The sequence below is a fragment of the Streptomyces sp. JH34 genome, from assembly GCF_029428875.1.
Classification (GTDB): Bacteria; Actinomycetota; Actinomycetes; order Streptomycetales; family Streptomycetaceae; genus Streptomyces.
This window is the reverse complement of record NZ_JAJSOO010000001.1, coordinates 987,255-1,010,998: the sequence shown is the minus strand read 5'-3', so window position 1 is coordinate 1,010,998 and position 23,744 is coordinate 987,255. Positions and strand designations below refer to the sequence as shown.

22 protein-coding genes are annotated in these 23,744 nt (G+C 70.8%); 11 read left to right on the top strand and 11 right to left on the bottom strand.

Annotated elements, in window-relative coordinates; translation table 11 throughout:
- The first annotated feature begins 104 nt into the window (after positions 1 to 104).
- The gene (locus LWJ43_RS04650; protein WP_277330998.1) at positions 105 to 410 is read left to right on the top strand and encodes a 4a-hydroxytetrahydrobiopterin dehydratase; all 306 of its coding nucleotides are present in this window, start codon (positions 105 to 107) and stop codon (positions 408 to 410) included.
- Between the two features lie 69 nt (positions 411 to 479).
- On the opposite strand, the gene LWJ43_RS04645 is transcribed toward LWJ43_RS04650, so the two are convergent.
- From LWJ43_RS04645 to LWJ43_RS04635, 3 genes are all read right to left on the bottom strand, one after another.
- Entirely contained in the window at positions 480 to 1,316 is an 837-nt protein-coding gene (locus LWJ43_RS04645) for an aldo/keto reductase (protein WP_277330997.1), read from the bottom strand.
- A 134-nt stretch (positions 1,317 to 1,450) separates the two neighbouring features.
- Complete coding sequence (locus tag LWJ43_RS04640; protein ID WP_277330996.1) at positions 1,451 to 3,250, bottom strand: AMP-dependent synthetase/ligase; 1,800 nt, start codon at positions 3,248 to 3,250, stop codon at positions 1,451 to 1,453.
- Between the two features lie 228 nt (positions 3,251 to 3,478).
- Positions 3,479 to 4,381, bottom strand: coding sequence for a LysR substrate-binding domain-containing protein (locus LWJ43_RS04635; protein WP_277335809.1), 903 nt, complete (start codon positions 4,379 to 4,381; stop codon positions 3,479 to 3,481).
- A gap of 107 nt (positions 4,382 to 4,488) precedes the next feature.
- Here LWJ43_RS04635 and LWJ43_RS04630 point away from each other — a divergent pair, with 107 nt between their 5' ends.
- Positions 4,489 to 5,523 (top strand): bile acid:sodium symporter family protein, encoded by a 1,035-nt coding sequence (locus tag LWJ43_RS04630; protein ID WP_277330995.1) that lies wholly within the window; start codon positions 4,489 to 4,491, stop codon positions 5,521 to 5,523.
- 438 nt (positions 5,524 to 5,961) lie between these two features.
- Here the strand turns inward: LWJ43_RS04630 and LWJ43_RS04625 are convergent, their stop codons facing one another.
- Positions 5,962 to 6,258, bottom strand: coding sequence for a hypothetical protein (locus tag LWJ43_RS04625; RefSeq protein ID WP_277336064.1), 297 nt, complete (start codon positions 6,256 to 6,258; stop codon positions 5,962 to 5,964).
- On the bottom strand, positions 6,255 to 6,542 hold the full coding sequence (locus tag LWJ43_RS04620) for a hypothetical protein (RefSeq protein ID WP_277330994.1): 288 nt from the start codon (positions 6,540 to 6,542) through the stop codon (positions 6,255 to 6,257). Before LWJ43_RS04620 ends, LWJ43_RS04625 begins: the two co-directional genes overlap by 4 nt.
- Before the next feature lie 175 nt (positions 6,543 to 6,717).
- Between LWJ43_RS04620 and LWJ43_RS04615 the strand changes: the two genes are divergently transcribed.
- Together LWJ43_RS04615 and LWJ43_RS04610 are read left to right on the top strand one after the other, a co-directional pair.
- Positions 6,718 to 7,560: a helix-turn-helix domain-containing protein gene (locus tag LWJ43_RS04615; protein WP_277330993.1), complete on the top strand. Its 843-nt coding sequence runs from the start codon at positions 6,718 to 6,720 to the stop codon at positions 7,558 to 7,560.
- Positions 7,542 to 7,751, top strand: coding sequence for a DUF397 domain-containing protein (locus LWJ43_RS04610; RefSeq protein WP_277330992.1), 210 nt, complete (start codon positions 7,542 to 7,544; stop codon positions 7,749 to 7,751). The genes LWJ43_RS04615 and LWJ43_RS04610 overlap by 19 nt, the downstream gene beginning before the upstream one ends.
- A gap of 77 nt (positions 7,752 to 7,828) precedes the next feature.
- On the opposite strand, the gene fdhD is transcribed toward LWJ43_RS04610, so the two are convergent.
- From fdhD to LWJ43_RS04585, 5 genes are read right to left on the bottom strand one after another with little or no spacing between them, the layout of a single operon-like run.
- Entirely contained in the window at positions 7,829 to 8,677 is an 849-nt protein-coding gene (gene fdhD / locus LWJ43_RS04605) for a formate dehydrogenase accessory sulfurtransferase FdhD (RefSeq protein ID WP_277330991.1), read from the bottom strand.
- A gap of 5 nt (positions 8,678 to 8,682) precedes the next feature.
- On the bottom strand, positions 8,683 to 9,543 hold the full coding sequence (locus LWJ43_RS04600; RefSeq protein WP_277330990.1) for a 2Fe-2S iron-sulfur cluster-binding protein: 861 nt from the start codon (positions 9,541 to 9,543) through the stop codon (positions 8,683 to 8,685).
- On the bottom strand, positions 9,540 to 11,456 hold the full coding sequence (locus LWJ43_RS04595) for an NAD(P)H-dependent oxidoreductase subunit E (RefSeq protein ID WP_277330989.1): 1,917 nt from the start codon (positions 11,454 to 11,456) through the stop codon (positions 9,540 to 9,542). Before LWJ43_RS04595 ends, LWJ43_RS04600 begins: the two co-directional genes overlap by 4 nt.
- Complete coding sequence (locus LWJ43_RS04590; RefSeq protein ID WP_277330988.1) at positions 11,447 to 13,402, bottom strand: molybdopterin oxidoreductase family protein; 1,956 nt, start codon at positions 13,400 to 13,402, stop codon at positions 11,447 to 11,449. Before LWJ43_RS04590 ends, LWJ43_RS04595 begins: the two co-directional genes overlap by 10 nt.
- Complete coding sequence (locus tag LWJ43_RS04585) at positions 13,399 to 14,388, bottom strand: 2-dehydropantoate 2-reductase (protein WP_277330987.1); 990 nt, start codon at positions 14,386 to 14,388, stop codon at positions 13,399 to 13,401. Before LWJ43_RS04585 ends, LWJ43_RS04590 begins: the two co-directional genes overlap by 4 nt.
- Positions 14,389 to 14,666: 278 nt before the next feature.
- Between LWJ43_RS04585 and LWJ43_RS04580 the strand changes: the two genes are divergently transcribed.
- Positions 14,667 to 15,617: a beta-ketoacyl-ACP synthase III gene (locus LWJ43_RS04580; RefSeq protein WP_277330986.1), complete on the top strand. Its 951-nt coding sequence runs from the start codon at positions 14,667 to 14,669 to the stop codon at positions 15,615 to 15,617.
- Positions 15,618 to 15,690: 73 nt separating this feature from the next.
- Positions 15,691 to 16,368, top strand: a complete 678-nt coding sequence (locus LWJ43_RS04575) for a GntR family transcriptional regulator (protein ID WP_277330985.1) — start codon at positions 15,691 to 15,693, stop codon at positions 16,366 to 16,368.
- Positions 16,369 to 16,471: 103 nt separating this feature from the next.
- Here LWJ43_RS04575 and LWJ43_RS04570 read toward each other — a convergent pair whose 3' ends face one another.
- Complete coding sequence (locus LWJ43_RS04570; protein ID WP_277330984.1) at positions 16,472 to 16,942, bottom strand: MerR family transcriptional regulator; 471 nt, start codon at positions 16,940 to 16,942, stop codon at positions 16,472 to 16,474.
- 150 nt (positions 16,943 to 17,092) lie between these two features.
- Here LWJ43_RS04570 and LWJ43_RS04565 point away from each other — a divergent pair, with 150 nt between their 5' ends.
- The 5 genes from LWJ43_RS04565 (at position 17,093) to LWJ43_RS04545 (ending at position 23,725) form a co-directional block, all read left to right on the top strand.
- The gene (locus LWJ43_RS04565) at positions 17,093 to 18,142 is read left to right on the top strand and encodes an aldo/keto reductase (RefSeq protein WP_277330983.1); all 1,050 of its coding nucleotides are present in this window, start codon (positions 17,093 to 17,095) and stop codon (positions 18,140 to 18,142) included.
- Positions 18,143 to 18,572: 430 nt separating this feature from the next.
- The gene (locus LWJ43_RS04560; RefSeq protein WP_277330982.1) at positions 18,573 to 19,754 is read left to right on the top strand and encodes an ROK family transcriptional regulator; all 1,182 of its coding nucleotides are present in this window, start codon (positions 18,573 to 18,575) and stop codon (positions 19,752 to 19,754) included.
- A gap of 259 nt (positions 19,755 to 20,013) precedes the next feature.
- On the top strand, positions 20,014 to 21,537 hold the full coding sequence (locus tag LWJ43_RS04555; RefSeq protein ID WP_277330981.1) for a sugar ABC transporter ATP-binding protein: 1,524 nt from the start codon (positions 20,014 to 20,016) through the stop codon (positions 21,535 to 21,537).
- Positions 21,534 to 22,586, top strand: a complete 1,053-nt coding sequence (locus LWJ43_RS04550) for an ABC transporter permease (RefSeq protein WP_277330980.1) — start codon at positions 21,534 to 21,536, stop codon at positions 22,584 to 22,586. The genes LWJ43_RS04555 and LWJ43_RS04550 overlap by 4 nt, the downstream gene beginning before the upstream one ends.
- A gap of 101 nt (positions 22,587 to 22,687) precedes the next feature.
- Positions 22,688 to 23,725, top strand: a complete 1,038-nt coding sequence (locus LWJ43_RS04545) for a substrate-binding domain-containing protein (RefSeq protein WP_277330979.1) — start codon at positions 22,688 to 22,690, stop codon at positions 23,723 to 23,725.
- The last annotated feature ends 19 nt before the right edge of the window (positions 23,726 to 23,744 follow it).

Here is a 23,744-nt window from a genome sequence, read left to right as displayed (position 1 = left end):
GCCCGTGTCAGGCGCGACAGCCGACGCGCCCGGACCGTAACGTCCACCTGCACCGACATCCACCCGCGCCGCCGACCGCGCCGATACGCCTCAGGAGCCGCCGTATGCCCGCCGAACCGCTGTCATCCCACGACGTCGAGGCCGGGCTGCGCGAGCTGCCCGGCTGGCAGCTGGAAGGGGACCGGATCACCCGTACGTACCGGCTGCCCTCCCACTTCGCCGCAGCCGCGCTGACCGTCCACGTCGCCCGGATCCAGGACGAGCTCAACCACCACTCGGACCTGACGCTGGGCTACAACACCGTGGCGCTCGCCGTGCACACCCATGACGCGGGCGGCGCCGTCACGCGCAAGGACCTCACGCTGGCCGCGCGCGTCGAGGCCGTGGCGGCCGGGCACGGGGCGCAGTAGCGCAGCTCCGGACGCGACGGCGCCCCCACCGCACGGATGCGGTGGGGGCGCCGTCGCGAGTGGGACGGATCAGGCGCCGAGGTTGAATTCGGCCGGGTCGGCGCCGAGGCGCTTGCCCTCGTCGAGCGCGGCGAACGCGGCCAGGTCGTCGGCGTCCAGCTCGAAGCCGAAGACGTCGATGTTCTCCGCGATCCGTGACGGCGTCACGGACTTGGGGATGACCACGTGGCCGGTCTGCAGGTGCCAGCGGAGCACCGCCTGGGCCGGGGTCCGGCCGTGCTTCTGCGCGACGGCGACCACCGTCGGGACCTCGAGGAGGCCCTTGCCGGAGCCGAGCGGCGACCAGGCCTCGGTGACGATGCCGTGCTCGGCGTGGAAGGCGCGGGACGTGGCCTGCTGGAGCTGCGGGTGCAGCTCGATCTGGTTGACCGCCGGGACGACGGACGTCTCGGCGAGCAGACGCTCCAGGTGCTCCGGGTGGAAGTTGGAGACGCCGATGGCCTTCGCCCGGCCGTCGGCGAGGATCCGCTCGAAGGCCTTGTACGTGTCGACGTAGGCGTCCTTGGCAGGAACCGGCCAGTGGATGAGGTACAGGTCGACGTGGTCGAGACCCAGCTTGTCCAGCGACGCGTCGAACGCGCGCAGCGTCGAGTCGTATCCCTGCTCGCTGTTCCACAGCTTGGTGGTGACGAACAGCTCCTCGCGGGCCACACCGGACGCGGCGATCGCCTTGCCGGTGCCCGACTCGTTGCCGTAGATCGCGGCGGTGTCGATGCTCCGGTACCCGGCCTCGAGGGCCGTGGTCACGGCGGTCGTGGCCTCGTCGTCCGGCACCTGCCAGACACCGAAGCCGAGCTGAGGCATCTCGAGGCCGTTGTTGAGCGTGATGGTGGGGACCTGGCTCACGAGCAGTCGATCCTTACGTCGTCGGTTGATACTCCCCGGTGGAACGAACGGAGGGGCCCGAGCATTCCCGGTGACCGGATCGGGCGCTGTGCCGCGCACACGTCCGACGCCCCGTCAGGTGGCGGAGGCCGTGTTCACCGGTAGAGGGCGTCCACCTCGGCCGAGTACGCCGTCTCGATCGCCTTCCGCTTCAGCTTGAGCGACGGGGTCAGCAGACCGTGCTCCTCGGTGAACTGGTGCGCGAGTATGCGGAAGGTCCGGATGGACTCCGCCTGCGAGACCGCCGTGTTCGCCGCCACCACCGCCCGCCGGACCTCCATCTCCAGATCGGGGTCGCGCACCAGGTCGGCGGCGCGCATCGGCGTGCGGCCCTGCATGGCGAGCCAGTGCTCCACCGCCTCGTGGTCCACGGTGACCAGCGCCGCGACGTAGGGCCGGTCGTTGCCGACGGCGATGCACTGCGCGACCAGCGGATGCGCGCGGACCCGTTCCTCCAGGCCGCTCGGGGCCACACTCTTCCCCCCGGAGGTCACCAGGATCTCCTTCTTGCGCCCGGTGATCGTCAGATACCCGTCCTCGTCGAGCGCGCCGAGGTCGCCCGTGGCCAGCCATCCGTCGTGCAGCACGGCGTCCGTGGCCTTGGGGTCGCCCAGATATCCCGAGAACACGTTGGCGCCGTGCACCCAGATCTCGCCGTCCTGCGCGATGTGCACGCTGGATCCGGGGATGGGCTGCCCGACGGTGCCGTAGCGGGTGCGCTCGGGCGGATTGGCGGTGGCCGCGGCGGTCGTCTCGGTGAGCCCGTAGCCCTCGTAGACCGCGACGCCCGCACCGGCGAAGAAGAGTCCGAGCCGCCGGGCCATGCCGGAGCCGCCCGACATGGCGTGGCGTACCCGGCCGCCCATCGCCTCCCGTACCTTGCGGTAGACGACCTTGTCGAAGAACTGGTGCTGCATCCGCAGGCCGGCGGACGGCCCCGGTCCGGTGGCGAAGGCCCGCTCCTCCAACGCCTCCGCGTACTTCACCGCGATCTCGACGGCCTTGTCGAACGCCCCGACGCGCCCCTCGGACTCCGCCTTGCGCCGGGCGCCGTTGAAGACCTTCTCGAAGATGTACGGCACCGCCAGGATGAAGGTGGGCCGGAAGGACACGAGGTCCGGCATCAGGGCCTTCGCGGACAGCTCCGGCTGGTGCCCGAGCTTCACCCGGCCGCGCAGCGCCGCGATCTCCACCATGCGGCCGAAGACATGGGCGAGCGGCAGGAAGAGCAGCGTCGCGGTCTCCTCACCCGGCTTCGAGAGGAACACCGGATGCCAGCGGGCGACCATGGTGTCGGCCTCGAACATGAAGTTGGCGTGGGTGATGACGCAGCCCTTGGGGCGCCCCGTCGTGCCGGAGGTGTAGATCAGGGTGGCCACGGAGTCGGGTGTCACCGCACGCCGGTGCCGGTGGACGACCTCGTCGTCGACCAGGGCACCGGCGTCGACGAGCTCGGTCACCACGTCCGCGTCCAGCTGCCACAGCCGGCGCAGGTTCGGCAGCCGGTCGATCACCGAGCCGATCGTCATGGCGTGGTCCTCGTGCTCGACCATGACGGCCGCGACCTCGGCGTCGTGCAGCATCCACAGGACCTGCTCCGCCGACGACGTCGGGTAGATCGGCACGGACTGGGCACCCACCGTCCAGAGGGCGTAGTCGAAGAGGGTCCACTCGTAGCGCGTACGTGACATCAGGGCGACCCGGTCGCCGAACCGGACCCCCTGCGCGATCAGGCCCTTGGCGAGCGCGAGCACCTGGTCGCGGAAGTCGGCCGCCGACACGTCGTGCCACCGCCCCTCCCCGTCCTTGCGTCCGAGGGCGATCCGGTGGGGGTCCTCCTCCGCGAAATCGAAGACGGTGTCGGCAAGACCGCCGACTTGAGGGGCAGCGGCCATGGGTGGGACAGTGAACTCGCGCAATGACCTGCTCCTTGTGGCGCTCCGCACGGCGCCGCGACGCTACCTCACCGCGCGAGGCCGCGGGAGGGTCCGAAGTCTCCGGAAAACGTGACATCTGGCCAGGCCAACCGCAGAAATCGGGCCAGATGGGCAAGGCTCGGGCGCACTTCCGACCACGGAGTAACCGCCTCGGGCGGGAATCTCCACCGAATCTGTACGCGGAACTTACGCCGATTCGGGATGCGGAGGCAGGACCGGAGCGCGGTGGAGACGGTCGCCGCCTGCCAGGATCGCCGCCGCGAGGGCGTCCGCGGCCTCCTGCGCCGCGTCCCTGCGACGCCCGTGCAGCAACACGAAGTCCACATCTCCCAGCTCCGGCAGACCGGCCCGGGCCGGCACCGGCACGAGCCCGGGTGGGATGAGCCCCCGGGTGTGCGCCATCACCCCGAGGCCCGCCCTCGCCGCCGCGACGAGCGCGCTCAGGCTCGCGCTCGTGCACGCGAAGCGGAAGGGCCTGCCGTGCTCCTCCAGCACCTCCAGCGCCCGCGCCCGGGTGATGCCCGGAGGGGGGAACGCGATCAGCGGCAGCGGGCGCTCGGGGTCGATCCGCAGCTGCGGGGCGCCGATCCAGGTGAGGGTGTCCTGCCAGACCAGCTCGCCGTGGGTGTCCCCGGTGCGGCGCTTGGCCAGCACCAGATCGAGCCGGCCCGCCGCGAGCTGCCGGTGCAGGACGCCGGACAGCTCCACGGTCAGTTCCAGCTCCACCTCGGGGTGCTCGCGCCGGAAGGACTCCAGGATCTCCGGCAGCCGCGTCAGGACGAAGTCCTCGGACGCCCCGAGGCGCAGCCGCCCGCGCAGCCGGGTGCCCGTGAAGAACGCCGCCGCCCGCTCGTTGGCCTCCAGGATCGTCCGGGCGAAGCCCAGCATGGCCTCGCCGTCCACCGTGAGGTCGACCCGGTGCGTGTCCCGGCTGAACAGCTGCCGGCCTGCCTCGGACTCCAGGCGGCGGACGTGCTGGCTGACCGTGGACTGCCGCACGCCGAGCCGGCGCGCCGCCTGCGTGAAGCTCAGGGTCTGGGCGACGGCCAGGAAGGTGCGGAGCTGGACGGGGTCGTACACGGGAGCCAGGTTATCGCGATCCGTGATGACAGTCAGTGCGGTGTACGGGATTCCCGATCGCTGCGTTCGGGAGCAGGATGGGGAGGCCACGATTCCGCCCAGAGAGCACGGAGCACATGAGCCGCCGCACCAGCCGCCGTATCCCCGCGCCGCCGTCCTGGCTGCCGGTCGACCCCTACATCCTGGCGCTGATCGGCACGGTGGTACTCGCGGCGCTGCTGCCTGTGTCCGGGACCGGCGCGGACGTCGCGGGCGGCGCGTCGACCGGAGCGGTGGCCCTGCTCTTCTTCCTCTACGGCGCGCGACTCTCCACCGCCGAGGCGCTCGACGGGCTGAAGCACTGGCGGCTCCACCTCACCGTCCTGGCCTGCACCTTCCTGGTGTTCCCGCTGTTCGGACTCGCCAGCCACGGGCTGGTGCCCTACGTGCTGACCCCGCAGCTCCAGGACGGCTTCCTCTTCCTGTGCCTGGTGCCCTCGACCATCCAGTCGTCGATCGCCTTCACCTCGATGGCCCGCGGCAACGTGCCGGCCGCGATCTGCGCCGGCTCCTTCTCCAGCATCGCCGGGATCCTGCTGACACCGCTGCTGGCGGCCGTACTCCTCGGCGGGACCGGGGGAGGGTTCTCCGCGGACTCCCTGATGAAGATCGTCCTCCAACTCCTGGTGCCCTTCCTCGCCGGGCAGCTGCTGCGACGCTGGGTCGGAGGCTTCATCGGCCGCCACCGCAAGGCACTGGGCTACGTCGACCGGGGCTCGATCCTGCTCGTCGTCTACACGGCGTTCAGCGAGGGCATGGTGGCCGGGATCTGGGGCCAGGTCACCCCGCTCCGGCTCGGCGCGCTGCTCGGCGCCGAGGCCGTGCTGCTGGCCCTCATGCTCGCGGTCAGCTGGTACGGCGCGAAGCGGCTGGGCTTCGGACGGGAGGACCGCATCGCCATCCAGTTCGCCGGCTCGAAGAAGAGCCTGGCGGCGGGCCTGCCGATGGCCAGTGTCCTGTTCGGCGCGCACGCCGGCCTCGCGGTGCTGCCCCTGATGCTCTTCCATCAGATGCAGCTGATGGTCTGCGCGGTGATCGCGAAGCGCCGCTCCCGCGACCCGCTGCCGGGCGGCGAACCAGGGCGGCCTGTTCGGGCGAAGGTGCTGAATTGAGGCCTCGGCGCGCGGGACCGACGAGCGGCAACGGTTGAGCACCGGGTGCTGAGCGAGCCGAGCCACATGGGCCGGACCCGGGCGGGCGGCGGCGGAATCACCCAGCTGGTTGCTCACGCCGGATTCGACCCCGAACGCAGGCTGGTCGACTTTCGTTCGCTGCGTCGAACTGGCCGCGCCCGGGGCGCCGGTGAACGAGCAGTCTCGTTCGTGATGGCCCCCAGGCGAGGGACGGTTACTGGCTCCCTCCATCCTCGGACCAGGAGAAGAAGGAGTGGATCGCGGCGAACAAGGAGGTCATTCAGGCTGCGGCGAAGAACTCCGGACTGCCGCCGGACATGGTCGCGGGCATCGCATGGCAGGAGGTCGCAGGCCAGCCGGGATACGCGGACGACGTGGTCGACACGATCCGTGAGCAGGCCGACGCGCCCTGGGGGCTCAGCCCCGTCTCGCCGGAGAATCTGCCGGACCGTGCCGGTGGCAGGGTGGGGAGCCCCGTATGCCGCCGAGTCCGAGGCCGGTGCGGCTTCGGGCGTTGGCCTCGGCGACGCGGGCGCTCAACAACTCGGCGGGGCCGAGCGGCCGCAGACGGGCCGGGTCCGCGTCCCACTCGCGGCCACCTCCGAGCGGGCGGAGCTGGAGGTACGGGCCCTCGTGGCCCATCACCAGGCCCACCCGGCCGCTGCCCCCGTCGTGCACGGCTGTCCCGACGCGGAGGGCGCCCTCGTCTTTCACCCGGCCGCCCCCTTCCTGATCACTGCCGCGAGGGCGTGCGCCACGGGGGCGGAGCAGACGCCGAGGTGGACGAGGGCGTAACGGGCCGGCCGTGCGCTGTCGCCGCCGTCCACGTTTGGCCAGGGGGTGCGTACATCCATCACCGGCAGCTGGATGCCGGCGCCGCTCAGTGCGGCAGCGAGGTCATCGCGCGCGGCCACGGCTTCCTGGGTCTTGGCCGTTGCCGCGCACTCTGCCATGGGTGTCCTGCGGGGGAGGGGCGGCTTCTGCTGCGGCGGTGTCATGGCGTCTTCCTTCGGTTGTTCTTTCGCGGATTCCTCTGCCCGGCCGCACCTCCGCGATTTACGTTGCGTGAGGGGCTCGTCACGAGAATGGCCCGGTCAGGGCCGTGACACACCGAGGGCGGAAGGTGCTTCCCCGGCGGATGAGTCACGTTCCACACGTTCCACGGAGGGCGCTATGCCGACGAGGCGGGCGGTCACAGGCCGCAGCAAGGAACCACGGGCACGGTTCGCGGAGGAGCTCCGGCATCTGCGCACCGAGCGCGGCGACAGTCTTCGCCAGCTCGGCGAACGGCTCGGCTGGGACTGGTCGTTGTTCGGCAAGATGGAGAAGGGCGAGACGGTCGGCGGCCCGGAGGTCGTGCAGGCGCTGGATCAGCACTACGGGACACCGGGCATGCTGCTGGCCCTCTGGGAGCTGGCGATCAGCGACCAACGGCAGTTCAAGGAGCGGTACCGGCGGTACATGGCGCTGGAGGCGGGGGCGACGAGTCTGTGGCACTTCGCGGTGAGTGTGCTGCCAGGGCTGTTGCAGACACCCGGGTACGCCCGGGAGTTGCTCGCGTCCGGTGGACTCAGAGGTGAGGCCTTGGACCAGCAGGTCGAAGCGCGGATGGGACGGCGGGTCATTCTGGCCTGCGAGGACCCGCCTCAGTTCCGGACCATCCTGTCGGAGGCGGCGCTGCGTACGGCCCTGCGGAGTGCGGCGCAGTGGAGGGAGCAGCTCGAGTATCTCGCCGACATGGCGGAACGGCCGAATCTGACACTACAAGTCCTGCCTCAGAAGGCTGGGTTGCATGGTCTGTCGGGCACTGACGTCTGGTTCCTGCGGCTGCCGGACACTCGAACGGTGGCGTACACCGAGCACGGGTACGGAGGGGAACTGCACGAGGAGAGTGCTGCGGTGGAGCGCATGCAACGTGCGTACGATGCAACGCGCGACCTGGCGCTCTCCCCGGCCGAGTCTCGAGAATTTGTCCTGCGTACGTTGGAGGAACTGTCGTGCGATCCATCGACCTGAGCGCCGCGACCTGGCGTAGGAGCAGCCACAGCAACCAGGACGGCGGCGCGTGCGTGGAGGTCTCCGACGACTTCACCACCGTCGTCCCCGTCCGTGACAGCAAGAACCCGCACGGCCCCGCGCTCACCTTCGCGGCGGACGGCTGGTCGTCCTTCGTGTCCGCGGTGAAGGACGGCACCGTGGGCGCCTGAGCAGCCAGGAGAGGGCCCGGCCGGCGCAGGGGGCGCTCCCCGTCGGCCGGACCCCTGCCCCGTGCAGCGGGCGGGCGTCAGCCCTGCCCCACCGTCGCCTCGAGGGCGATGCGGTGGTCACCCGCGTACACGTTCATGGACTGTCCCCGCAGGAAGCCGACGAGGGTCAGTCCGCTCTCGGCCGCGAGGTCCACGGCCAGCGACGAGGGCGCCGAGACCGCCGCCAGCATCGGGATCCCCGCCATCACCGCCTTCTGCGCCAGTTCGAAGGAGGCCCGCCCCGACACCAGCAGGATCGCCTGCGAGAGCGGCAGGCGGTCTTCGGTGAGGGCGCGCCCCACGAGCTTGTCGACCGCGTTGTGGCGGCCCACGTCCTCCCGGATGTCGAGCAGCTCGCCCTCCGGGGAGAACAGCGCCGCGGCGTGCAGGCCCCCGGTCCGGTCGAACACCCGCTGAGCCTCACGCAACCGGTCGGGGAGGGCTGAGAGCAGCGCGGGCGTCACCCGGACCGGGGGAGTGTCGGCGACGGGGTGGCGGGTCGTGGTGCGGACGGCGTCGAGGCTCGCCTTGCCGCACAGTCCGCAGGACGAGGTGGTGTAGACATTGCGCTCCAGCGTGATGTCGGGAACCACGACGCCCGGGGCGAGCTTGACGTCCACCACGTTGTACGTGTTCACACCGTCGGCCGTCGCCCCGGCGCAGTACACGATCGACTGCACCTCGGAGCCCTCGCCGATCACGCCCTCGCTCACCAGGAAGCCCGCCGCGAGCGCGAAGTCGTCGCCCGGGGTGCGCATCGTGATGGCGAGCGGCTTGCCGTTGAGCCGGATCTCCAGGGGCTCCTCCGCGACGAGGGTGTCGGGACGGGTCGTGACCGCTCCGTCCCGGATGCGGATGGTGCGGCGACGCTCGGTGACCCGTCCCATGGCCCTCAATCCCGATTCTGTACGTGTTGGAAGCCGAAACGGCCCTTTATACAGAGGTTGCCATGGGTCACCGGGTTGTCGTGCGGCGAGGTGACCTTGACGATCTCGTTCTCCTGCACGTGGAGGGTCACGTTGCAGCCCACACCGCAGTAGGCGCAGACGGTCGTGGTCTGCGTCTGCGCGGTCTCGTCCCATGTCCCGGCCGCCCGCATGCCGAACTCCGTGCTGAACGAGAGAGCCCCCGTCGGGCACACCTCGATGCAGTTACCGCAGAAGACGCAGGCGGAGTCGGGGAGCGCGGCATCGTGTTCGGTGGAGATCCGGGCGTCGAAACCGCGGCCCGACACGGCGATGGCGAAGGTGTTCTGCCACTGCTCGCCACAGGCGTCGACGCACTTGTAGCAGAGGATGCACTTGTCGTAGTCGCGGACGTACAGATCGTTGTCGATCTTCGGCTGTTCGTTCATCCGGGCGGCGTCCGCGCCGAAACGGCCGGGTTCCGCCTCGTACTCCTTGATCCACTCCTCGGCCCGCGGCGTCGTCGACAGGTCGGTCGAGGAGGCCAGCAGCTCCAGGACCACCTTCCGGCTGTGCCGGGCCCGCTCGGTGTCCGTGCGGACGGTCATGCCCGGCTCGGCGCGACGGGAGCAGGCGGGGGCGAGCGTACGGGCGCCCTCCACCTCGACCACGCACACCCTGCACGCGTTCTTCGGGGTGAGTGTGTCGCCCTGGCACAGGGTGGGGATGTCCTGGCCGGCCGAACGGCAGGCGTCCAGGATCGTCGAGCCCTCCGGGACCCGGGTCTCCTCGCCGTCCAGTGTGAACGTGACGAGGCGGCGCGGCGGCTGGAGCGGTACTGCGGTCACTTGTAGACCCCCAGACGGTCGATGGCGGACTCGACGGCGTTCCACGCGGTCTGGCCCAGACCGCAGATCGAGGCGTCCCGCATGGCCTGCCCCACCTCTCTCATCAGTGCGATGTCCTGGGCCGCCGCGGCGCCCGTACGGTCCGCGATCCGGTGCAGCGCCTCCTCCTGGCGGACCGTTCCCACACGGCACGGCACGCACTGGCCGCACGACTCGTCGCGGAAGAACTCCGCGATGCGCAGCAGGATCCGGGGGAGTTCCACGGAGTCGTCGAGGACCAGGACCACCCCCGAACCCAGCGTCGTGCCCGCCGCGCGGGTGCCCTCGAAGGTGAGCGGGACGTCCAGCTCGTCGGGGCGCACGAACCCGCCCGCCGCCCCGCCGAGGAGCACGGCGCGCAGCCGCTCCGGGGGCCCCGCCAGGTCCAGCAGCTCCCGAAGAGTCGCGCCGAAGGGCAGCTCGTAGACACCGGGGCGGTCCACCTGCCCCGAGACGCAGAACAGCTTGGTCCCGGTGGACGTCTCCGTGCCGGTGGCCGCGTACGCCACGGCTCCCCGCTCCAGGATCGGCAGCACGTTCACGAGCGTCTCGACGTTGTTGACGGCGGTCGGCTTCCCGAAGAGGCCCTTCTCCACCGGGAAGGGCGGCTTGGAGCGCGGCTCGCCGCGCTGCCCCTCGATGGAGTTGAAGATCGCGGTCTCCTCGCCGCAGATGTAGGCACCCGCCCCGCGCCGGATCTCTATGTCGAAGGCGTATCCCTGCCCGAGGACGTCGGGGCCGAGCAGCCCGCGGGTGCGGGCACCGCGCAGCGCGTGGGCCAGCCGTTCGTACGCCCGGGGGTACTCGCCGCGCAGATAGATGTAGCCCTGGCCGGCGCCGACCGCGTAGCCGGCGATCGTCATCGCCTCGATCAGGGCGTACGGATCACCCTCCATCAGCACCCGGTCCTTGAAGGTGCCGGGCTCGCTCTCGTCCGCGTTGCAGACCAGGTAGTGCGGGCCGTCGGCCTGCTGTGCGGTGGCCTGCCACTTGCGTCCCGTCGGGAAGGCGGCGCCGCCCCGGCCGACGAGTCCCGCGTCCACCACCTCGCGGATCACGCCTGCCGGGCCGAGCGTGAAGGCTCGGCGCAGGGCCGTGTAGCCGCCGGTCGAGCGGTAGTCGTCCAGCGAGGAGGGGTCCACGGTGCCGATCCGCCTGAGGAGCACGAGGGCGGGGTCGCCGGCCTGGGGGACGGCCGCGGCGGCCGGGGGCTCCTCCGCGGCTTCCAGGGGTGCGCGGACCGCGGTGACCAGCGCGGGTGCGGTGGCGGGGGCGAGCGCGGCGGAGCAGCGGACCGTGCCTGCGGCGGGCGCCGGAGGGGACAGTGGGGCCGTATGCGCCGGATCTTCCCCCGCCTGGAGCACCGGGTCTTCCCCCGCCTGGAGCAGCAGCGCCGCCGGGGCGCGCTCGCAGAGGCCCAGGCAGGGGCTCTCCTGCCAGACCGCGCCCTCGGCCGGGGTGCCCGGGGATCCCAGGCGCTCGGTGAGGTCCGCGCACACGGCCTGGGACCCCCGGGCCGCGCAGGCCAGGTCCGTGCAGACGTGGAGCACCTTGGCGGGGCGGGGCCGCACCGAGAACAGGGAGTAGAAGGTCGCGACGCCGTACGCCTCGGCAGGGGCGACCGTCAGCCGACGGCAGATGTAGTCCAGCGCGCCCTCACTGATCCAGCCCACGCGGTCGTTGACCGCGTGCAGTGCGGGCAGCAGCTGGTCGCGGCGGTCCTTGGCCGCGGACGCGCCGCCCCGCGCCCAGCGCAGATCCTCGCCGGTGCGCTCGGCCCCGCCGTCCCAACCGGAGGACGGTGGTCCGAGCAGCGCGTCCACCGCCTCACGTTCGGTTTCAGTGGGGGTGGCGTCCGTGTATCTCAGGTCCATGCCGGCACCAGCTTCTCTATCCGTACGGCGGAGGCCTTGAACTCGGCGGTACCGGCGATCGGGCAGTTCGCCTCGATGGTCAGCTGGTTGGTGTCGACCTCGTCAGGGAAGTGCATCGTCATGAAGGCCAGCCCCGGCCTCAGCCCGGTGTCGATCCACACGGGAGCGGTGACACTGCCCCGCCGGGACGAGACCCGCACCTCCTCGCCCGCGACGACGCCGTAGGATTCCGCGTCCTCCGGGCAGAGCTCGATGTACTCGCCCCGACGCAAGGGGGACGCGTAACTGCCGCTCTGCACACCGGTGTTGTACGAGTCGAGCCGCCGCCCGGTGGTGAGCCGCAGCGGGTAGGACTCGTCGGTGAGGTCGACCGGCGGGTCGTGCCGCACCAGGCCGAAGGGCGCAGCCGGGCCGCGCAGCGCCGGATCGGTCTCCCAGAGCCGGGCGTGCAGGAAGCCCGACGGCAGCTTCTCCGTGTCGGGGCACGGCCATTGCAGCCCCTGGTGCTCCGCGAGCCGTTCGTACGTCATCCCGAAGTGGTCGGGCGACAGGGAGCGCAGCTCGTTCCAGACGGTCTCGGCGTCCTCGAACTTCCAGTCGTGGCCCAGCAGTCCGGCCATCGCGCAGATGATGTCGATGTCCTCGCGGGCCTCGCCCGGCGGGGTGAGCGCGGCGCGGACCCGCTGCACCCGGCGCTCACTGTTCGTCGTGGTCCCGTCGGTCTCCGCCCAGGCGGCGGTGGCGGGCAGGACGACGTCGGCCAGCTGCGCGGTCCTGGTCAGGAAGATGTCCTGCACCACCAGGTGGTCGAGGGCCTCCAGCCGGCGCACCGCCTGGTCGCTGTCTGCCTCCGACTGCGCGGGGTTCTCCCCGATGCAGTACACCGCGCGCAGTTCGCCGGTCTCCATGGCTTCGAACATCTGGGTCAGGGTCTTGCCGTACCGGGGCTGGATGACGGTGTCCCAGGACCGCTCGAACTTCTGCCTGACGGGCGGGTCGAGGATGTCCTGGAAGCCGGGCAGCTTGTTGGGGATGGCTCCCATGTCCCCGCCGCCCTGCACGTTGTTCTGGCCGCGCAGGGGCTGGACCCCCGCGCCGTACCGTCCCACGTGTCCGGTGAGCAGGCAGAGGTTGATGAGCGCGCGGACGTTGTCGGTCCCGTTGTGGTGCTCGGTGATGCCCAGGGTCCAGCAGAGCTGCGCCCGTTCGGCCGTGGCGTAGGCGTGCGCGAGGTCCCGGATCGCCTGGGCCGGTACTCCGGTGACCTTCTCGGCGGCGGTCAGGGTCCAGGGTTCCACGAGCGCCGCGTACTCCTCGTACCCGGTGGTCGCGCGGTCCACGAAAGCCCGGTTGACGAGTCCCGCGTGGATGATCTCGCGGCCGATGGCGTGGGCGAGCGGGATGTCGGTGCCGACGTCGAGGCCGAGCCAGCTCTCCGCCCACTCCGCGGTCGAGGTCCGGCGCGGGTCGACGGCGTGCATGCGTGCCCCGTTGCGGATGCCCTTCAGCACGTGCTGGAAGAAGATCGGGTGTGCGAAACGGGCGTTGGAGCCCCACATCACGATCAGGTCGGTGTGCTCCACCTCCTCGTAGGAGGAGGTGCCGCCCCCGGAGCCGAAGGCGGCCGACAGCCCGGCGACGCTCGGGGCGTGGCAGGTGCGGTTGCAGGAGTCGACGTTGTTGGTGCCCATGACGACCCGGGTGAACTTCTGTGCCACGTAGTTCATCTCGTTGGTGGCACGTGCGCACGACAGCATCGCGAAGGCGTCCGGGCCGTGGGTCTCGCGGGTCCCCCGGAATCCCGCGGCGGCCCGGGTCAGAGCCTCGTCCCAGCTCGCCCGGCGAAGTACCCCGTCCTCCCCGCGCACGAGGGGATGGGTGAGGCGTTCGTAGGTCTTCGGCTGCCGGCCCTTGCGGTTCCTGCCGCCGGTGCGTTCGCTGTTCATGGTGCGCTCCCTGCCGGTGCCGAGGACGTGGTGGCGAGGAGATCGGCGAGCGCGTGCACGGCGCGCAGCGTCGGTACGGGCGTTCCGGCCAGTTCGGCCAGCTCGACGACGGCCGCGAGCAGCACGTCGAGTTCGAGGGGTTTGCCCTTCTCCAGGTCCTGGAGGGTGGATGTCTTGTGGTCGCCGACGCGCTCCGCGCCCGCGATGCGCCGCTCCACGGATATCTCTGGGCGGCAGCCGACGGCCGCCGCCACGTCGAGGGTCTCGCGCATCATCGTTTCCACGAGCGCGCGGGTGTCCGGATGGCGGCAGATCTGGCCCATGGTCGCGCGGGCCAGCGCGCTGATCGGGTTGAAGGAGATGTTGCCGAGCAGTTTGATCCAGATGTCGTTGCGCAGATCGGACTCCACGGGGCACTTGAGCCCTCCCGCGACCATGGCCTCGCTGAAGTCCAGACAGCGTGTGGACACCGAGCGGTCGGGCTCGCCGATGGAGAACCGGGTGCCTTCGAGATGGCGTACGACGCCGGGTGCCTCGATCTCGGTGGCGGCGTACACGACGCATCCGATGGCGCGTTCGGGCGGCAGTGTGGCGCTCACCGAACCCGCCGGGTCGACGCTGTCGAGCCGGCGGCCCGTGTACGGGCCGTCCAGGCCGTGGAAGTACCACCAGGGGATGCCGTTCTGCGCGGCGATCACCGCGGTGTCCCGGTGCATCAGCGGATGGACCAGCGGTCCTGACCGTGCGTACGAGTTGGCCTTGAGGCCGAGGAAGACGTAGTCGACGGGCCCGACGTCCGACGGGTCGTCGGTGGCGGCGGGCCGTGCGGTGAAGTCACCGCGCGGGCTGAGCACGCGCACGCCGTCACGGCGCATGGCCGCCAGATGCGGGCCGCGGGCGATGAGATGGACCTCGGCGCCCGCGCGGTGGAGCGCGGCCCCGACATAGGCGCCGATGGCTCCGGCGCCGACAACTGCGACTTTCACGGGGCTCTCCGTTCGGTGAGGAGGACCGAGCGAGGGTGTCAAGTCGACAGAATATTGTCTACAGTATGCCTTCGGAGGGGGTCAATACTCGTGACAGCGGGTGCTTCGTCCGTCCGTGATTCCGCTTCGCCGCCGCAGTGCCGGCGAAAGTTCCCGGGAAGCTGTTCGAGACGCTCCAACCTCGGGCCCGGATTCCTGTGGGGTTAGGTGCCCTTGTACCGGTCGGTAGCAACCAAGACTGGATAGTTCCTGCCAAACGTAGCGAGGGGAACCCGTACATGACCGGCTCACGTGTCGTGGCGCTCGGCCACTACCAGCCTGCCAAGGTCCTCACCAATCACGACCTGGCGGCCATGGTCGACACCAGCGACGAGTGGATCACCAGCCGGGTCGGCATCAGGACCCGGCACGTGGGCGGCCCCGACGAACCGGTGGACGAGCTGGCGGCGCACGCCGCGGCCAAGGCGCTCGCCTCGGCGGGCCTGCAGCCCGCGGACATCGACATGGTCCTCGTCGCCACCTCCACGGCGATCGACCGCTCGCCGAGCATGTCCGCCCGGGTCGCCGCGCGCCTGGGCATGGGCTCGCCGGCCGTGATGGACATCAATGTGGTCTGCTCCGGGTTCACGCACGCGCTGGCCACCGCCGACCACGCCATCCGTGCCGGAGCCGCCGGCCGGGCCCTCGTCATCGGCGCCGACAAGATGGGCGACATCGTCGACTGGACGGACCGTTCCACCTGCGTCCTGATGGGGGACGGCGCGGGGGCCGCAGTCGTCACGGCCGACCGCGACGGGGGTGACAGGCCCGGGATCGGTCCCGTCCTGTGGGGTTCGGTGCCCGAGATGGGCAACGTCGTACGCATCGAGGGCACGCCCCCGCGGTTCGCCCAGGAGGGCCAGTCCGTCTACCGCTGGGCCACCACCCAACTGCCGCCGATCGCCCGCAAGGTGTGCGAGCGGGCGGGCGTCACGCCCGAGGACCTCGCCGCGGTGGTGCTGCACCAGGCCAACCTGAGGATCATCGAACCCGTCGCCCGCAAGATCGGCGCGGTCAACGCCGTCATCGCCCGGGACGTCGTGGACTCGGGCAACACCTCGGCCGCTTCGATCCCGATGGCGCTGTCCAAGCTGGTGGAGCGGGGTGAGGTCGAGAGCGGCGCTCCGGCCCTGCTCTTCGGCTTCGGCGGGAATCTTTCCTACGCGGGTCAGGTGATCCGCTGCCCGTGAGGCCCCCGGCGTGGCATTGTGCTCGGTAGACTGTAGACGATAAGCAATGCCCGGCGACCGGAGGGGGACCGCGATGTTGTCCGCAGGACTGCCGCAAGGAACGGTGCCGAAGCTGGAGCGGCCGGGGCCGTTGCGCGAGCGCGTCTACGAGGCACTGCTCGAGCTGATCACCACGCGCGCCCTCCGTCCGGGCCAGCATCTGGTCGAGAGCGAACTGGCGGGGCACCTCGGGGTGTCGCGGCAGCCGGTCCGCGAGGCGCTCCAGCGGCTGAACACCGAGGGCTGGGTCGACCTGCGGCCCGCGCAGGGCGCGTTCGTCCACGAACCCACGGAGGAGGAGGCGGACCAGCTGCTCTCGGTCCGCACCCTGCTGGAGGCCGAGGCGGCCCGGCTGGCAGCCGCCCACTCCGGGCGGCCGGGCATCGAGGCGCTGGAGGAGCTGTGCGAGCGGGGCGAGCGGGCCGTCGCCGCCGACGACGTGGACCTCACCGTCGCCACGAACGCCGCCTTCCACGCCAAGGTCATGGAGCTGGCCGGCAACGTCGTGCTGTCCGAGCTCGCGGCCCAGGTGGACCGGCGGGTCCGCTGGTACTACACACCGGTGGCCCGTCAGCGCGGCACCCAGTCCTGGATCGAGCACCGTGAACTCATCGCGGCGATCGCCGCCAGGGACGAACGGCGGGCGACCGAGATCATGCGGGCGCACACGGAGCACACGCGGCGGACGTATCACGAGCGAGATCAGGCCTGATCCCACCAGGACGGGCCCACGCCTGATCGTCATCGCCCCGGAGGCAGTGGTCGGACGGTGAAGGTCGCTGCGGAGCGCGACGGCCTTCGTGGTGCGTTGCGGGTTACTGGACCACTGCTTCGTGGTGAATCAGCGGCGCGCGTTCTTCGTCGGCCGAAGGGGACGGGGCATGACATCGGTGCGCGGCGGCGCTGCCTTGGTCGACGACGTCCTCGTACACCCCGACCTTGTACCGGATCAGGTCCAGGGACTCGGTGAGCCTGCCGATCTCGGTGGTGACGCGCTCCTGGTGCTCGCGCATGAGCGCGAGTCGCTCCTCCTCGTTGCCGGCGCCTTCTCTCACGAGGCCGGCGTACCGGCGGAGCGCGGTCACGGGCAAGCCCGAGGCGCGGAGGATGATGCAGACGTCCAGCCAGGCCACGTCGTCCTGGCTGTAGACGCGGCGCCCGCCAGGTCCGCGTCGCACGGTGTTGACGAAGAGGCCCTCGTGCTCGTAGAAGCGCAGCGCGTGCACGCTCAAGCCGGTGCGCTCGGAGACCTCTCCGATGCTGAGAGTCGGTGTGTCCTCAACCATGCCGCCAGGGTATCCGGGAGTGATCGGGGGTTGATCTAGAGGGGACTCTACTTCCTAGGGTTCCTCGTGCGACCGGCGATCTGTCGGTCCTCGTGCGACCGGCGATCTGTCGGTCCGCCTCATCGGTCGACCCAGTAAGGAAGCATCAGCATGCGCTACCGCACCCTCGGCAGAACCGGTATCGAGGTCAGTGTCCACTGCCTCGGGACGATGATGTTCCAGGACGGCTGCAACTCCGACCACGACGACTGTGTCCGCATCATCCACGCTGCGCTCGACCAGGGGATCAACTTCGTCGACACCGCCGACATGTACGGACAGGGCGAGTCTGAGGAGATCGTGGGGAAGGCGCTGCGGGGGCGTCGCGACGACATCGTGCTCGCCACCAAGGTGCACTTCCCGATGGGCGAGGGCCGTAACCGCGGTGGCAACTCGCGGCGGTGGATACTCAAGGCGGTCGAGGACAGCCTCAGGCGCCTGGACACGGACTGGATCGACCTCTACCAGGTGCACTTCCCCGACCACTCCACCGACATCGAGGAGACCCTCTCGGTGCTCGGCGACCTCATGCGCCAGGGGAAGATCCGCGCCTTCGGCTGCTCGAACTTCCCGGCCGACGAGATCGTCGAGGCACACCACGTTTCGGAGAGGCGCGGTCTCGGGCGGTTCCGCACCGCCCAGCCGCCCTACTCGATCCTGGCCCGCGGGATCGAGGCCTCGCTCCTGCCCGTCGTCGAGCGCTACGGCATGGGCGCACTCGTGTGGAGCCCCCTCGCTTTCGGCTTCCTCACCGGCAAGCACCGCAAGGACCAGCCCATCGACCTGACGACCGGCCGTGCCGCGCTCCGACCGGCACTCTTCGATCCCGCGATCGCGGAGAACGCCGCGAAGCTCGACGCCGTCGAGCAGCTCATCGAACTCGCGACGAGCATCGGCTGCACCCTTCCGGAACTCGCCGTGGCCTTCACCGTGGCCCACCCGGCCGTCACTTCGGCGATCATCGGGCCGCGGACCATGGAGCAGTTGGACGGTCTCGTCCAGGGCGCCGCGCTGACCCTGGACGACGCGACGCTCGACCGGATCGACGAGATCGTGCCGCCCGGGGTGAACCTGTACAACCCGGCGGCCTCCTTCCCTCCGCGATCACTGACCGACACCGCCTTGCGGCGCCGCCCTCTCGCTGAACGCGCCGCGGCCTGAGTGACGGGTCCTCATCCGGGCGGCAACGGCACTCATCGCTTCTCCGCCCGGAGCCGGTCGGCGGCGTCCCCTGAGTCTGGCGGCTGCTTCGCACCGTAGGTCAGGGACAGGAGGCCTCGGCCGACCGCTGAGAACCAGGACGGTTTCCGGTGGCGCGGGCGTCGCCTTCGCGCCAGGCACGGCTCGACCGGGTGCGGTCAACGAGGCCCGGCAGAGGGGGAGACGGTGGCGGCACGCGCCCTTCGCAGGAGGCGTGGAGGGGGATGGCCGGCCCGGGGGAGGCCTCAGCTGGGCGCATCTTTGTCCTGAGTGTGGAGAAAGTTGGAGCGGATTCATGCGCAACTTCTTCCCACTCAGGTAAACCGCTGCTACGTTCCCCTCGAAAGCCCGACGGACTGGCCGATGTGGCGGGGAGGGACGCGTGAGACGCATGACGGCACGACCCGCGAACACGCACCAGGCTCGACTGCTCAGGCTGTTGCGCGACGGAGGCCCCAACTCCCGTGCACAGCTGGGCGATCAGATCGATCTCTCACGCTCGAAGCTCGCCGTCGAGGTGGACCGGCTCCTGGAGACCGGACTCGTCGTGGCCGACGGACTCGCCGCGTCACGCGGGGGGCGCCGCTCCCACAACATCAGGCTGGCCCCCGGACTCCGCTTCCTCGGCGTCGACATCGGAGCCACCTCCGTCGACGTCGCCGTCACCAACGCCGAGTTGGAGGTCCTCGGGCACCTCAACCACCCCATGGACGTACGGGAAGGGCCCGTCGCGGTCTTCGAACAGGTACTCGCGATGGCGGCCAAGCTCCGGGCGTCCGGGCTCGCCGAGGGATTCGACGGCGCAGGCATCGGCGTCCCGGGACCCGTCCGCTTCCCCGAGGGCGTACCGGTCGCTCCGCCGATCATGCCGGGCTGGGACGGCTTCCCGGTCCGGGAGGCGCTCAGCCAGGAACTCGGCTGCCCCGTCATGGTGGACAACGACGTGAACCTGATGGCACTGGGGGAGCAGCACGCGGGCGTCGCCCGCTCCGTGGGCGACTTCCTCTGCGTCAAGATCGGTACGGGTATCGGCTGCGGCATCGTCGTCGGCGGAGAGGTCTACCGCGGCACGACGGGCAGCGCCGGAGACATCGGCCACATCCAGGTGGAGCCCGACGGGCGTGCCTGCGCCTGCGGCAACCGGGGCTGCCTGGAGGCACACTTCAGCGGCGCCGCCCTGGCCCGTGACGCCGAGGACGCCGCCCGCGCCGGCCGCTCCACCGAACTGGCGGCCCGCCTCGACGGGGCCGGCAAGCTCTCGGCCGTCGATGTGGCCGCCGCCGCGGCAGCCGGTGATCCCACGGCACTGGACCTGATCCGTGAAGGCGGGAACAGGGTCGGGCAGGTCATCGCCGGACTCGTCAGCTTCTTCAACCCGGGCCTCGTCGTCATCGGCGGCGGGGTCACCGGACTCGGCCACAACCTGCTGGCCAGCGTCCGCACCCAGGTCTACCGGCAGTCCCTGCCCCTGGCCACGGGCAACCTCCCCATCGTCCTCGGTGAGCTGGGGCCCGTCGCCGGAGTGACCGGCGCGGCCAGGCTCATCAGCGACCACCTGTTCTCGCCGGCCTGATGTCCGGGCCGGCGCGCCGTTCGGCACGCGCACCACAGCCACCTCCGTAAGCAGCCAGTCCCGAGCTCCGCCCGCAGGACCGCACCGCACGAGCACAGCGCCACCCAGCAGCACGGCACCGCACGAGCACAGCAGCACCACCAGCAGTTCCGTCAGCAGTACGGCACCGCCGGCACTGCACCCTGCCCGCTCACCGGCCTCCCCCGCGCTCCCGGCTTCGCCCGGGCGGGGGAGAACCGATCCGCCGAGGGGATCCGTCATGGCACCAGAACCACCACTGCTCACGATGTCCGGCATCACCAAGTCGTTCCCCGGTGTACGCGCCCTCGACGGCGTGGACCTGGAGGTCGTCGCCGGTGAAGTCCACTGCCTCCTCGGCCAGAACGGCGCCGGCAAATCGACCCTCATCAAGGTGCTGGCCGGGGCCCACCAGCCCGACGGCGGCGCCATCACCTGGGGTGGTGACCCCGTCCAGCTGACCTCGCCGATCACCGCGATGCGCCTCGGCATCGCCACCATCTACCAGGAACTCGACCTGGTGGAGGGCCTGTCGGTCGCCGAGAACGTCTTCCTCGGACACGAACCCACCAGCGCGGGCTTCGTCGTCCGCACCCGCGAGGCCCGCACCCGGGCCGCCGCACTCCTCAAGCGTCTCGGACACCCGGAGATCGACCCGGCCCGCCTGGTCGGCGACCTCTCGGCCGCCCACCAGCAGATCGTCTCCATGGCGCGGGCCCTCTCCCACGACGTGCGGCTCATCGTGATGGACGAGCCGTCCGCCGCCCTCGACCCCGACGAGGTGGACAACCTCTTCCGCATCGTCGACGGACTGACCGCCGACGGTGTGGCCGTCGTCTACATCTCGCACCGGCTGGAGGAGATCCGGCGCATCGGGGACCGGGTGACCGTCCTCAAGGACGGCCGGGCCGTCGCCGTCGGCCTCCCCGCCAAGTCCACCCCCACGCGGGACGTCGTCGCCCTGATGACCGGCCGCAACGTCGAGTACGTCTTCCCCGAGCGGCCCGCCCCCGGCGCCCGGGCCGCCACCGAGCCGGTACTGAAGGTCGAAGGGCTCACCCGCAAGGGCGAGTTCGAGCCCGTCGACCTGGAGTTGAGGCCCGGCGAGATCGTCGGACTGGCCGGGCTCGTCGGCTCCGGACGCTCCGAGATCCTGGAGACGGTCTACGGCGCCCGCAAACCGACCGCGGGCCGCGTCCTCGTCGACGGCGCACCGCTGCGCGCCGGCAGCGTGAGGGCGGCGGTGGCCGCCGGGATCGGTCTGGCGCCCGAGGAACGCAAGGCCCAGGCCCTGCTGTTGACGGAATCCGTCACCCGCAACGTCTCGGTCTCCTCCCTCTCCCGCTTCGCCCGCGCCGGCTGGCTCGACCGGGGCGCCGAGCGCGATGCCGCCAGGACCGCGACCCGCGAACTCTCCCTGCGGCCGGACAACCCGGACGCCGCCGTGCGCACCCTCTCCGGCGGCAACCAGCAGAAGGCGGTCCTGGCCCGCTGGCTGCTGCGCGGCTGCCGGGTCCTGCTGCTCGACGAACCGACCCGCGGCGTCGACGTCGGCGCCCGCGCCGAGCTGTACGCCGTGATCCGACGGCTGGCCGACGAAGGCCTCGCCGTTCTGCTCGTCTCCAGCGAAGTGCCCGAAGTGCTGGGCCTCGCCGACCGGGTGCTGGTGCTCCGGGAGGGCCGTGTCGTGCACACGGCCGACGCCCGGGAGCTCGACGAGCACCGTGTCCTCGACCTCGTCATGGAAGGGAGCCCGACGTCATGACACAGCCCGCACCGTCGGCGCAGCACCACGGGCCGGAGAAGGGGACCGTGCCCGGCCCCGCGGCCGCACCGCCCTCGAAACAGGGCGGCGGCCTGCGCGCACTCGGCCTGCGCGCCGATGTCCGCAACCTGTCGCTGCTCGGTGTCCTCGCCGTGCTGATAGCCGTCGGCGGCTTCACCGAACCGGACGCGTTCCTGGACACCGGGAACCTCCAGCTGATCCTGACGCAGTCCTCCGTCATCGGAGTCGTCACCGTCGGCGTCACCTTCGTCATCATCAGCGGCGGGATCGACCTGTCGGTAGGCGCGATGGTCGCACTGGCCTCCGTCTGGGCGACGACCCTGGCCACCCAGGAGTACGGCTTCGCCGGCATCCTGTTCACCGCCGTGGTCGTCGGACTCGCCGCGGGACTCGTCAACGGGCTGCTGATCGCCTACGGCGGCATGGTCCCGTTCATCGCGACGCTCGCCATGCTCGCCTCGGCGCGCGGCCTGGCCCTGCAGATCACCGACGGCAAGACGCAGATCGTCACCGTGCAGTCCGTGCTGGACCTCGGTCTGCCCGACAGCTACGTCCTCGGCATCCCGCCCCTGGTCCTCGTCTTCGCCGCGGTGACCGTGGCCGGCTGGCTGATCCTCAACCGCACGACGTTCGGGCGCCGCACCGTCGCCGTCGGAGGCAACGCGGAGGCCGCCAGGCTCGCCGGCATCGACGTACGCCGCCAGCGGCTCTACCTCTACCTCCTCTCCGGCCTCTGCTGCGGCATCGCCGCCTTCATGCTCGTCATCCTGTCCGGATCGGGCCAGAACACCAACGGCAACCTGTACGAACTCGACGCCATCGCCGCCGCGATCATCGGAGGCACCCTCCTGAGCGGCGGACGCGGCACCATCGTCGGCTCCGTGCTCGGTGTCCTCGTCTTCACGACGATCACCAACATCTTCGCGCTCAACAACCTGCAGAGCGACGTCCAGCAGATCGCCAAGGGCGCCATCATCGTCGCCGCCGTACTCGTCCAGCGCCGCACCCTGCGCGGCGGCGAGACCTGATCCCCTCCCCGGCGCCGGAGCACTGAACTCCGTCCGCCGCACGGCACCCATCACCACCCGCAGTTCCGTATGCACCGCACCGGATGAAGGGTTTGACAGCCATGCCAGAAACCAGCCGCAGAGGACTGCTCTTCGGCACCGCGGCCGTCTCCGCGGGAGCCTTCCTCACCGCCTGCACCAGCAACGAGCCCAAGGATAAGGCGGCCGCCACCAGCAACCAGCCCGCCGCCGACGACAAGCCGGGCACACCCGTCACCATCGGCTTCGCCGGCCCCCAGGCCGACCACGGCTGGCTCAACGCGATCAACGTGAACGCCAAGTCGCGGGCCGAGAAGTACTCCGAGGTGACCCTGGAGATCACCGAGGGTTCCAACGACACCGCCGCCCAGATCGGCCAGGTCAAGACCCTCATCAACAAGAAGGTCGACGTCCTCGTCGTCCTCCCCGCCGACGGCAAGGCGCTCACCCAGGTCGGCCTGGAGGCCATGAAGGCCGGCATCCCGGTCGTCAACCTGGACCGCGTCTTCGCCTCGCCGCAGGCCTACCGCTGCTGGGTCGGCGGCGACAACTACGGCATGGGGCTCAACGCCGGGCACTACATCGGCGAGCAGCTCAAGGACAAGGCGAACGCCAAGGTCGTCGAGCTCGCCGGCATCGACAACCTGGAACTCACCAAGCAGCGCAGCCAGGGCTTCGCCGACGCGCTGAAGAACTACTCCAACATCAAGCTGGTGGCCCGTCAGGCGGCCGACTTCACCGTGGAGTCGGGCCAGGCCAAGATGGCGCAGCTGCTGCAGGCGCAGAAGCAGTTCGACGCCCTGTGGAACCACGACGACGACCAGGGCGTGGGCGCGCTGCGGGCCATCCAGCAGGCAGGCCGTGACGAGTTCATCATGGTCGGCGGGGCGGGCGCGAAGTCCGCGATGGACGCCATCAAGGCCGACAACAGCGTCCTGAAGGCCACCGTGCTCTACCCGCCCACGATGGCGGCCTCAGCGATCGATCTGGCCCGCGCCCTCGGCCAGAACAAGGGCGTCGCGGGTCTCTCCGAGATGGAGATCCCGACCTCGCTGACCCTGTACTCGGCCGTGGTCACGAAGGAGAACATCGACCAGTACCTGCCGACGGGCTTCAGCTGAGCCGGCCCCACCGCCGCCA